10 protein-coding genes are annotated in these 11,766 nt (G+C 50.0%); 1 reads left to right on the forward strand and 9 read right to left on the reverse strand.

Translation table 11 applies throughout. From position 1 onward, the window contains the following. Positions 1-2 precede the first annotated feature (2 nt). The 6 genes from COV46_05655 to COV46_05680 form a co-directional block, all read right to left on the reverse strand. Complete coding sequence (locus COV46_05655) at positions 3-1,595, reverse strand: phosphoglycerate mutase (2,3-diphosphoglycerate-independent) (protein PIR17113.1); 1,593 nt, start codon at positions 1,593-1,595, stop codon at positions 3-5. Positions 1,596-1,703: 108 nt separating this feature from the next. Beyond that, positions 1,704-2,111, reverse strand: a complete 408-nt coding sequence (gene rsfS, locus COV46_05660; GenBank protein PIR17114.1) for a ribosome silencing factor — start codon at positions 2,109-2,111, stop codon at positions 1,704-1,706. After that, entirely contained in the window at positions 2,108-3,112 is a 1,005-nt protein-coding gene (locus tag COV46_05665; GenBank protein PIR17115.1) for a GTPase ObgE, read from the reverse strand. The genes rsfS and COV46_05665 overlap by 4 nt, the downstream gene beginning before the upstream one ends. A gap of 69 nt (positions 3,113-3,181) precedes the next feature. Beyond that, entirely contained in the window at positions 3,182-3,430 is a 249-nt protein-coding gene (locus COV46_05670; protein ID PIR17116.1) for a 50S ribosomal protein L27, read from the reverse strand. A 13-nt stretch (positions 3,431-3,443) separates the two neighbouring features. After that, a complete protein-coding gene (gene rplU / locus COV46_05675) occupies positions 3,444-3,755 on the reverse strand; it encodes a 50S ribosomal protein L21 (protein PIR17117.1) in 312 nt (103 codons plus the stop codon). 97 nt (positions 3,756-3,852) lie between these two features. After that, on the reverse strand, positions 3,853-5,319 hold the full coding sequence (locus COV46_05680) for an Rne/Rng family ribonuclease (protein PIR17118.1): 1,467 nt from the start codon (positions 5,317-5,319) through the stop codon (positions 3,853-3,855). A gap of 178 nt (positions 5,320-5,497) precedes the next feature. Here COV46_05680 and COV46_05685 point away from each other — a divergent pair, with 178 nt between their 5' ends. Next, positions 5,498-7,012 carry a hypothetical protein gene (locus COV46_05685; protein ID PIR17119.1) on the forward strand — a complete coding sequence of 505 codons (1,515 nt, stop codon included), beginning with the start codon at positions 5,498-5,500 and terminating at the stop codon, positions 7,010-7,012. On the opposite strand, the gene COV46_05690 is transcribed toward COV46_05685, so the two are convergent. Genes COV46_05690 through rimO form a run of 3 tightly spaced genes read right to left on the reverse strand, consistent with a single transcriptional unit; the run spans position 6,999 to position 11,549 of the window. After that, a complete protein-coding gene (locus COV46_05690) occupies positions 6,999-9,161 on the reverse strand; it encodes a B12-binding domain-containing radical SAM protein (GenBank protein ID PIR17120.1) in 2,163 nt (720 codons plus the stop codon). The two genes, COV46_05685 and COV46_05690, sit on opposite strands and share 14 nt — an antisense overlap. Beyond that, entirely contained in the window at positions 9,158-10,108 is a 951-nt protein-coding gene (locus COV46_05695) for a hypothetical protein (GenBank protein PIR17121.1), read from the reverse strand. The genes COV46_05690 and COV46_05695 overlap by 4 nt, the downstream gene beginning before the upstream one ends. A 58-nt stretch (positions 10,109-10,166) precedes the next feature. Further along, entirely contained in the window at positions 10,167-11,549 is a 1,383-nt protein-coding gene (rimO, locus tag COV46_05700) for a 30S ribosomal protein S12 methylthiotransferase RimO (protein PIR17122.1), read from the reverse strand. Positions 11,550-11,766: the final 217 nt, after the last annotated feature.

Below are 11,766 nucleotides of genomic sequence, written 5' to 3' on the forward strand. Positions count from 1 at the left end.
GCTTATTCAATAAGTGAAGTTCCGGTCATGTCGACAGATTGCTCGATCTTCAAAAGTCTAAGCATTGTAGGCGCAATATCAGAAAGGGCGCCGCCCTTTTCCCGAAGCTTTGATCCTTCCAGACCCTTGCCGATAAGGACGAAGGGGACGAGGTCTGTTGTGTGGGCTGTTTGTGGAAGATGGCGCGAGTCATACATCTCTTCGCAGTTGCCATGATCTCCGGTTATCATCATCGCGCCGCCCACCTTTAGAACGGCCTCGGCCACTCGACCGACGCACTTATCAACCGTCTCGACCGCCTTGACGGCCGCTTCCATCACCCCTGTGTGGCCAACCATGTCGGGATTTGCGTAGTTGACGACAATGACGTCGTACTTATCCGATTCGATACGCTTAACGAGCTCATCTGTAACTGCATATGCGCTCATTTCGGGTTTTTGGTCATAGGTTGGGACATCCCTTGGAGAAGGGATAAGCACCCTCTCTTCGCCGGGGAACTTCTTTTCTTCGCCGCCGTTGAAGAAATACGTTACGTGGGCATATTTCTCTGTCTCGGCTATACGAAGCTGGCTAAGGCCCTTTTCTGATATCACCTCGCCTAAGATATTGGTCAAATGTTCCGGCGGAAATACCACGGGGAGCTTAAAATCCTCCTCATACCTGGTCATGGTAACGAACGCTGTGAGTTTTGGCATGCGGCGCTTGAAATCTGCGAACTTCTCGTCCGTCATGGCACGCGTGAGCTCTCTTGTGCGGTCGGAGCGGAAGTTGAAGAAAATGACGGCGTCACCGTCGTTAATAACCCTGTCATCCCCGCGCAAGCGGGGTTTTCCTGCATTTGCCGGATTCCCGCTTTCGCAGGAATGACAGATCACTGTCGGCAAGATGAACTCGTCGGTGACGCCCTTCTTGTAGGAATCTTCCATCGTTTTAACGGCGGACTGTTCATGTTCGCCAGCGCCATCGACTATCGCGTTGTAGGCCTTTTCCACCCTGTCCCAGCGTTTATCGCGGTCCATGGCATAGTACCTGCCCATGACTGTGGCAATCCTGATCTCCTGCTTCCTGCCTCCTGCCTCCTGCTTCGCTATTCTCTCTTCTATCCACTTAATATAATTTACACCGCTATCCGGCGGAGAGTCACGCCCATCGGTAAAGCAATGGATCAAAATATTCTTTATCCCTTCTTTCACTGCAAAATCCATCAGGGAATACATGTGGTTCAGGTGCGAATGAACTCCTATATCAGAGACCAGCCCCATTAAATGAATCGCTCCGCCACTCTTCTTGAGATCGGCGAAGACTCCCTTCAAGGTTTTATTCTTGAAGAAACTCCCGTCCTCTATCGCCTTGTTAATGCGGGTGAACTCCTGATAAACGACGCGGCCGGCGCCCAGATTCAAATGACCAACCTCTGAATTTCCCATCGTCCCCTCGGGAAGCCCGACGGCAAGTCCGGATGCGGCGATCAAGGTGTTCGGCCAATCTTTTATTAACTTATGCCAGTTGGGGGTGTTGCCGGTCTCGATGGCGTTACCATCCTTGTCGGGGCGATATCCCCAGCCGTCCAATATCATGAGTATTACCGGTTTCATGTCTCGTAATCGCCAAAGGCGATCTCCCCAGATAGGGACGTGCTTCATCGTCGCTATGGCTGATAACCTCACATTTTTATGAGGCGTCCGCCATGGGAAGCGTGTCCCTCAGGATTTCTTTTTACCTTTCTTCTCTTTCTTAACCGCACTCTTTCGCTTTTCGCTCGGGACCCTGACCTTTTTCGCATCGGCCCACAATTTTTCGATCGAATATATCTCCCTCATCGGCCCGTAGAAAACGTGGGCAACAATGTCTCCAAAGTCCACAATGATCCACTGTGAATGCTGATAGCCTTCGACACCTATAGGTGTCTTCCCCTGCTTCTTCATCTCAAATATTATTGAATCGGCTATCGCCCCTACCTGACGGTCGGAATTACCGCTCGCTATCACGAAATAATCCGCAAAGGTAAAAAGATGCCTCAGGTCCAATATCTTCAGGCCGTGCGCCTTTATCTTGGCGGCGGCCCTTGCAACATCTTTTGCAAATGTCAGAGTGGGGTCGGTCTTTCTCATTTACTTACCTCATTTAGGCTATGGATTATCATATCCAGCAATTTATCCAGGTGTTTATGCGCAACTGCCGATATTTCTACCACATTTTTCCCCTTTTTTGAAATCTCTTTCTTGAATTTATCGGCCAGAGGCAGGACTTCCGGAATATCTATCTTTGTCACCGCTATTATCTCACGGGTCTTCTCCAGACCTTCGCTGTAGTTCTTGAGCTCATGCCTTATTATCTTATAGGCTTCCATGGGGTCGGGGACTTCGGGATTAGTGACATCAATCAGATGAACGATAAGTCTTGTGCGCTCCACATGCTTTAGAAACCTTATGCCAAGGCCCATCCCCTTGTGAGCGCCTTCAATAAGACCCGGGATATCCGCAACCGTAAAACTTTTTCCCTTATGCCTCACAACGCCCAAGTATGGCGTCTTTGTGGTGAATGGATAATCCGCTATCTTTGGTCTGGCGTTGGAGACGGCCGAGATGAGCGTTGACTTGCCGGCGTTCGGAAAACCTACGAGGCCGACATCGGCAAGAAGCTTTAACTCCAGCGAAAGGCGTTTCACCTCGCCCTTTTCGCCGGGCTGGGCCTTTCTTGGAGCCTGATTGACGCTTGTCTTAAAGTTCATATTACCAAGGCCGCCCCTGCCGCCTCTCGCAACCACGACCTCTTCATCGTGTTTTGTGATATCGGCGATCACTTCACCGGTGCCAATGTCTTTGACAATGGTCCCGATGGGAACAGAAAGTATGGCGTCCTTTCCGGAACGACCGTTCATCTGGCTTCCCATTCCATGGCCTCCGTTTGGGGCGCGAATATGTTTGCGCAACTTAACATCTAAAAGAGTTGTAAGGCCGCCGTCCGCCTTGAAGATGACGTTGCCGCCCTTGGCGCCGTCGCCGCCGTCGGGGCCGCCCTTGGGGACATACTTCTCCCTCCGAAAGCTTACACATCCCCTTCCGCCGTCTCCGGCAAAGACTTCCAATTCTGTTTCATCGATGAATTTCATAAGAAAAAACCCCCGAGGTTGCTCTCGAGGGTATATTTTATAAACTTATGCACCTATATGCTAATGTAATTATTTGCTCTTTACTGGATTTACGTTCACGAACTTCTTGTTAAGCCTGTTGACGAACTCCACAACGCCGGCGACCTTTGCATAGAGGGTAAAGTCCCTTCCCTGACCGACGTTCTTGCCCGCGTGTATCTTTGTACCGCACTGACGGACTATTATAGATCCGCCGCCTATGGTCTCGCCGGCATAATGTTTTACGCCTCTTCTTTGTCCGTGACTGTCTCTACTATTTCTCTCTGCGCCTTCTGCCATAAATCACCTCTGTTTATGCGCTGATGTTAGTTACCTTGACTCCCGTGAAACACTGTCTGTGACCACGCGACTTCTTGTAACCTTTGCGCTTCTTCTTTTTCATTACAAGGATCTTGGCTTCGCGACCCTGTTTCACGATCTCGGCCTCGACCGTGGCTCCATCGATATAAGGTTTTCCAATCTTGATATCGCCTTCGCCGCCTACTAAAAGGATACGGTCAAAATTGATCTTGTCGCCGACGTTTCCGGTCAATTTTTCGACCGTGACCATCTGGCTCTTCTCTACCCTGTACTGTTTACCGCCCGTTGCAATAATTGCGTACATATCTCTCTCCTTAAAAACGTGGGCGGTTACTAGCCCAAAAACCCTATTAAAGTCAAGGGTTAAAAACACAGGGGATGACTCCTGCCTACGGCAAGAATCACCTGTCGGAAATCTCGAACTGCTCCTGGTGATATTCAGACAACTCTTTGATAACAATGGTCTTTTTGAGGTTTTTCTCGAGATCTTCTACAAACTTTCTCTCTTCATTATATAGCACATTTGCAACGGACGGATTGGCATGAACCGTGATCTGCTTCGATTTTGTGCGGGACGCCTCTCTTATTATGTCCCTGAATATCTCATAACAGATGGTGGTCGGGCTCTTAAGGTAACCTTTGCCGTCGCAATATGGACATGGATCGGTCAGCATATTCCTTAGGTCATCCCTTGTCCGTTTGCGCGTCATTTCAACAAGACCGAGTTCGGATATCTTTGTGATGGTCGTTCTGGTGCGGTCGAATTTAAGCGCGTCTTTGAGCGCGCTGAAGACCTTGGAGCGGTTGGCATGTTTCTCCATGTCTATAAAATCTATCACAATGATGCCGCCTATGTTCCTGAGCTTTAACTGATAGACCACCTCGCGCACAGCTTCAAGATTCGTGCGAAGGATGGTGTCTTCCAAATTGCGTTTGCCTACGAACTTTCCGGTATTGACGTCTATCACCGTGAGAGCCTCTGTCTGTTCAACGATAATGTAGCCGCCGCTCTTGAGCCAGACCTTTTGCCCGAGAGCCCTTGTTACCTCCACCTCTATCCCGTATTTATCGAAAATGGGTTCGTTGCCGTCATAATATTCAACACGGCTCTTAACGCCCGACATGAACTTGTCTACGAACCTTTTTATCCTATCAAAATCATCCTTTGAATCTACTATCAGCCGTTCAATGTCTGCCGTGAACATGTCGCGTACGACGCGCAGGACAACATCGAGCTCCTGATGGACAAGAGACGGGGCCTTTGCCTTTTTGGAACGCTCTTCCATGTCGTTCCAAAGTTTTGCGAGGTAGGATATATCCGCCCTAAGCTCTTTCAGCGAAACACCTTCGCTTGCCGTGCGAATGATAAATCCGCTCTCCCTAGGCTTGAACTTTTCTACTATATCCTTGAGCCGCGCCCTCTCCTTTGAGTCGTCTATGCGCCTTGAGATGCCGATGTGCTCAACGGTTGGCATGTATACAAGATACCTCCCGGCAAGAGAGACAAATGACGTGATACGTGCCCCCTTTGTGCCGATGGGCTCTTTGGCGACCTGAACCAGTATCTCGCGACCTTCTTTTAAAAGGTCCTGTATCTTGGATTTTTTTGCCGCCTCTTTTATCCCTTCATCAAGGTCTTCGTGACCGGTAAAGTCCGAAACGTGAAGGAAGGCCGTTCTCGAAAGACCGATATCAACGAAGGCCGCCTGCATTCCGGGAAGCACGCGGACAACCCTGCCTTTGTAGACGTTACCTACAATGTCGGCCTCGTGGACGCGATCTACATAGAATTCCGCGACCGAGCCGTTTTCAAGCCTTGCAACGCGGGTCTCACCGAGGGTTGAATTGATTATAAGTTCGTTAGGCATAAATAATTGTCGCCCCCGCAAAAACCTGCCTTCCGGAGGCCAAGGCGGGGACCTCGTTTACACAATCTAGATTCCCGCTTACGCGGGAATGACACAAACAGGGTCTAGATACATTTCCACCTTTCTATAGTAAAGAAAATTCTTTGATTATTCAGTGAGATATGGTATTATACGGATTATGCGTCGCTATATAATCCTTTTAGGGCTCGTTTTTGTGGTCGCCTGCAAAAATGGTGGTGAGGGCTATGTCTTCCTTGACAAGAACGGGGACAACATAAGGCAGGAGAGCGAGAAAGGGATAAGTAACGTTCTTTACAAGGTAACAAAGGACGGACTCGATCACACAAGCGGTGTGACCGACGAGTTCGGCCATTTTAATTTTGATATCACCGAAAAGGGCTACTACTGCACCGAGGTAAAATCGACGAACTATGTGAACGCCGCCATTGTTAACATAATAAAACCTGCAACAACTGGGACCGCCCCTGAAAGTGCGCCGGCCCAGAATCCCAACCAGAAACCTACCGCAACAAAGGCGTTCGCCGAAAAGGGGGTGCTGCAGGAGAATGCACCATGCACCAGCAACGCTGAATGCGACACAGGGCTTTCATGTCAGGCGAGCATCTGTAAGAAAATAGGGAACGGCTCTGTCGACGAAGGCGGCGCATGCGACAGCAGCTCTGTCTGCAAGTCAGGACTCACATGCAGCTCCGGAAAGTGCACAACCATAGGGGCTGGAAGTTCCTGCGAACACGATTCGGAATGTTCTACGGGACTGAAATGCATAAGTGGCATATGCACAAAAACCGGCACAAGCAAGCCCGACAGCCCCGACGAAACAAGATCGCTCAAGACATGCAATAACGCATCCGGATGGGGATTGGTCGAATCTGACGTTCCTGTTGCCATGGGTTTCGAAGCTACGCTCGATCAGCTTCCCACACCTCCCGAAGTAGAGGCGGAAATAGGAGTCCCTTTCACGGCGGAATTATTCTATCCGTGCTCATGCAAACCGTTGAACCTCGTCCTGCCTGCGAACATGGCGGTTTCAAGCGATGAGGCGGCGATCAAGTCCGTGGGCGGCGTACTCGACGTCTCCGCATTGATCCCCCAGGCGAACATGGTGAAGCTCCCCAACTACGACATAACAAGCGACAAGATATGCAAGATAAAGACCAACTTGGTGGTTACAGACACGTCCGCGGCAGAATCAATAGATCTGGCGCCCAAGGCCATCTGCCCTAATAACAACACCATATCAATGAAGGGTCAGGTCATTAAGTGGACAAAGCCTAAAGTGGCGATCGAACAACATACCGAAAGTTTTACAGGCACCGCGTTGGACAAAACGATAACGCTTGTAACAAAGGTAAATAAATACAGGTCAACAAAAACAGGTGACGAAGCTTTGGGAAAATTGACGGTCTCTGTGCCTTCCGGAAGCACTGACATAAAGATAACCGCGCCGGAAGGGATGTCGTGTAGCACGCTCTTCCTTGATGTAAAATGCAATATCCCGCCCGATTCAGATGATAAAGAGATAAAGATCAAATTCACGATGCCAAGTTGCGAAGATGCTCTCAAAATGAGCCCGGCGACCACATTCATTATCAAAAGCAAGTTCGAATCTGCCGACGGCAGGGATATTAAAGAAGAGATCGTTCCGGTCGTTGCGATGCCTAGCGAGTGCTAGCCGAATAGCCGGTTATCCTGATGCCGTCCGGAAGTTCTATCTTATTCATCAACTCATCTAAGTTGCCTGCATCTGATATCTCTACCTTTCCCTTTTCTTGCAAACCCTCTTCACCGACCTTTAGCGCCCGTTCGAGCGACAACTTCATATGGGGGTTGAACCCTTGGGAATATTTTACGAGGACGCCCGCCCTGCGAAAAGCGCGGCGGAAGAGATGCATGAGCTCCAGATGCGAAACCCAGCGCATTACGCCTGTTTTGATGAAGGTGAAGTTTAGTTGCGTTATATTGTCATTGCGAGGCGCCCCACCGAAGCAATCCAGTGCACTGGATTGCTTCGCCGTCGACAAAACCGACAGATCGCAATGACATACGATCACATTTTTCACATCCTTAAAATCGCAGACCCCGCAATTCGTGCACTTGTTATTTATGCAATCGGGCGTAACTTCCGCATTTAGCGACTTTTGATATTCGCTCTTTAGGAAATCGCGATCGAGCCCGGCAAAAAGATGGTCCCATGGAAGCTCTTCATCCGTACTTCTTTCGCGAAGATAATCAGTAAAGTCGATATCCGCCCAGTTCTCGAACTTGAAACACTCGTCCCACGCATCGAAGCGCGAGCCTTTGTTCCAGGCGGAGACTATCCTTTCGGCAAGTCTTCTGTCTCCGCGCGAAAAAGCCCCTTCAAGAAGGCTGAGTTTTGCACCGTGCCATTTGAGCTCAAGTCCGCGTTTTTTTGGTATCAGCTTTTTCAGAAGGTTCTGCCTCTCAAGCGTCTCTTCCAGGGTCAACTGGCGCGCCCACTGAAAGGGAGTATGCGATTTTGGGACAAATGTCGAAACGCTCGCGGTTATTGTAATATCGTGTCTTATCCTTCTTCCGGCGTCATAGGCCTTTAGCACAAGATCGGCTATCGCCCTCACATCATCTATCGTTTCTGTCGGGAGGCCTATCATGAAATAGAGCTTTAGCTGGCGCCAGCCGGTCTTGAATACCGTTTCAACCGTTTTGAGGAGCTCTTCTTCGGTGTTCTGTTTATTGATAACGTTGCGAAGCCTTTCCGTTGCGGCCTCTGGGGCTATTGTAAAACCTCCGTGAAGCGAACGCTTAAGTACGCTCAGGAGTTCCGGAGTAAGGGTTTCAACACGAAGCGACGGAAGATTTATGTTCGTCCACCTGCCCGATTCCCTTTCCGAAACTTCCTTCACGATATTTCCGAGCCCTTCATAATCGCCGGCCGAAAGCGAGATAAAAGAGAGCTCCTCGTTACCGGTAAGATCAAGACCTTCGCATGCAAGTTCTTTTATCGTTTCCGGGGAACGCTGACGCACTGGCCTGTAGATATATCCTGCCTGACAGAACCTGCAGCCCCTGTTACATCCGCGCTGGATCTCAACGCCTACGCGGTCGTGCACTATCTTCATGAACGGGACAACCCATTTTTTCGGGAAGTGCGAGCCGTCGATATCGGCAACAATTGCCTTTTGGATCTTTCTGACCTCCGACCTCTGACCCCTGTTTTCCTCTCCACGGTTCGGAACATAAACCCCGCGTATCTTTGACAATTTGCCAAGCAATTCGTCGTTCGTCGTTCGTCCTTCGTTCTTCGTCTTGCTGATTTCCACCGCCGTTCTTTCACCGTCCCCCAGAACAATCGCATCAAAGAACGGGGCCACGGGCTCGGGATTGAACGCGCCTACGCCGCCGCCTATGATCAGGGGATATTCTTCCCCTCTGTCCTTTGCATAAAAAGGAATACCGGCGAGGTCTAGCATTGTAAGGATATTGGTATAGGTCAGTTCGTAGGGAAGAGTTATACCTATGATATCGAACTCCTTTAGAGGGCGCTTGCTCTCCAGCCCCCACATCGGCACATTTAATTCACGCATGGCCGCTTCCATATCGAGCCATGGCGCAAAAGCGCGGTCGGCAAGAAGGCCCTCTTCGGAATTAAGGGCGTCATAGATTATCTGAAGGCCTATGTGGCTCATTCCGATTTCATAGGCATCGGGAAAAACAAGGCACCATTTGACATGAGCGCTGTCCCATGGCTTATTATAAGAATTCACTTCACCACCGATATAACGCGAAGGACGCCTCACCTTTGAGAGAAGCTGGTCTATCGTTTTCTGTGAAACAATTGTCATATTGAAAGCCTGATAGCGCTTAGCGGCCTTGACAGGACCATCTCATAGGCAGTTGTTGCCGTAGAAGTCAATCTTCTATCGTGCACCCACCGGCCGCGGCTCTTTCTCTCGATATCAACGACGGCGTCGGCAACTTTACTGTTATAGCAGTATCGTTTGTCCCCTTTGGGGTCATCGTATGTGATACCCAGCACGCTCGCAGGGTCGGCGGATATCCTCCCCGAGACCCTGACGTTCTTTTTGCTCCCCTCGAACTTACAACCGTTGAAGGCGTAGTCGCACTTGAAGCGAAAGCGTATCTTTTCACCACCCACCTTTAAAAACCCAAGGCCTAAAGGGGGTTTTGAGAGGAGTTCAAGGACGGCCGAATGGTCCTCTTTAAAGATCCCGCAATTGGCCCATATCCATTTGTCGGTATGATACTTTCCCCAGATATGACCCTGATGGAGGATGGTGCTGAACTGATATTTGACGCCGTTCGCATCAAACCATCCGAACGCCGGCACATTTAAGTTAGGCGCGACCACCTTGGATCTTGGCCATGGAAGATAATAAAGCGGCCACGGATAGTGACGGTAAGACTCTTCGTGAGGCTGCCAGTGTATGTCCCAGGAGATGGCGCCCTTCTCCTCTCTTATGGCGCCCGAAGCGGAAGAGTTGGTGAGCAGGGCCCCGCCGATATCGAGCGAAAGCTTTCCCTTTAGAAAGACGGCCTCTTTCATCGTAACGGTCTCTTTGAGGGCGATATTCTTCTCCGGATGCTGCGCGCTGAAAAACGAGGCCCAGAGAGAGGCCGACGGTTTTCCCTCCGTCGGGGAAAGGAAGGTGTAACGAAGCCACAGGCCGACCTTATATTGCGGGTCGTTGAGCTTCAGATAATAGACCTCGTAGAACGGCTTTTCTTTTCCGTCCCAGCGGGTGAGATTGTCGAATTCAGATCGAAGCATAATTTACTGTCATTGCGAGCGTAAGCGAAGCAATCTCCCGAGGGGGATTGCTTCGGGCTTACACCCTCGCAATGACATACGCTGTTAAATCGTACTCATCGGCTTTAATGATCTTTATTTCGGAGAATTCACCCATCCTCACCTTGGCGCCCGCCTTTATCTTGACTATCCCGTCTATATCGGGCGCCTGCCTTTGTGTTCTTGCATAAATAAATTCGCTATCTCCACCCACTATTATCGCCTTCATATCGGACCCGATGAGCTTTTTATTCTTTGCCAGAGATATCTTTTTTTGGGCCTCCATTATTCTTTTCTGCCGCTCTCTTTTTATCTCTTGCGAAACGTGTCCTTTTAACTTTGCGGCGCCTGTTCCCTCTTCTTCGGAATAGGTAAAGACACCCAGGCGGTCAAAGCACCCCTCTTTTACAAAGCTGAGGAGCTCTTCAAAATCCTTCTTTGTCTCGCCGGGGAAGCCCACGATGAGCGACGTTCTTAATGTCACCTTGGGGATCTTCTTCTTTAGCTCTTCTATCAACCGTCTGATGTCCGTGCCGCGTTCCCTTCGTCTCATTAGCGACAATATGCGGTCGCTTATATGTTGAACGGGGACATCGAGATATTTACATACCTTGGGCAGGTCGGCGATGGCTTCCATGAGCTCGGATGTGATGCTCGTGGGGTAGGCGTACATGATGCGTATCCAGAAATCGCCCTTTATTTGCGAGAGCTTTTTCAAAAGGGCCGAAAGGTCCGAACCGTCTTTCAGGTCGCGCCCGTAAGATGTTGTATCCTGTCCTATAAGGTTTAGCTCCTTGGCGCCGTTCTTTACAAGGGCTGCGGCCTCTTTTACGATGTCGTTTATGGGCCTGCTCCTGAACTTGCCGCGGATCTTTGGAATGATGCAAAAAGAGCAGTCGTGAAAGCATCCTTCGGCTATCTTTATATAGACCGCGTGCCTGGATGTGGCGATCTTGCGCGGGGTCCTGGCGTTGTGAATATATTTGGAAGCGCGTAAGTTGGGAGATGCTCCATTTAAGAGCTCGACAATGTTCTGGTATTCTCCCGTGCCGACAAAAAGATCGACCTCGGGGAGGAGCTTTGCGAGCTCGCCCTTGTACCTCTGAGGCAGGCATCCGGCGACGACCAGCTTTTTGCACTTGCCGTAAGATGCGGTCGGAAGCCGGAGGTCGGAAATCTGATTTTTCCGACATCTGACTTCTGATCTCTGACTTCTCTTTTTATACTCCCCCATCTCCAATATCGTATCCACCGACTCCTTCTTCGCGTCTTCGATGAACGAGCAGGTGTTGACGATAAGCACCTCCGCCTCGGATGGGTCCTGAACTATCCTGTAGCCCGCTTTTTCAAGGAGCCCCAGCATCACCTCGCTGTCGACCAGGTTCTTGGGGCACCCAAGGCTTATGAATCCGACGGTTTTCATGTCAGCCCGCGCGTTCTAACAGGATAAATATAAGAGGTCAATTAATAAGCTCCCCGCAAACGAGCGTTTATCTTGAGCTTCTGCAGAACAGCGACGTCCATAAATACGCCAATAATATCAGGGCATCTCTAAAAACCTCCGTTCATGGTGAGCTTGTCGAACCATGAAAATTGCAACACGTTGATTTATAACGGTTCGTCCTTCGACAGGCTCAGGA

The sequence above is a fragment of the Deltaproteobacteria bacterium CG11_big_fil_rev_8_21_14_0_20_49_13 genome (assembly GCA_002796305.1).
Classification (GTDB): Bacteria; UBA10199; UBA10199.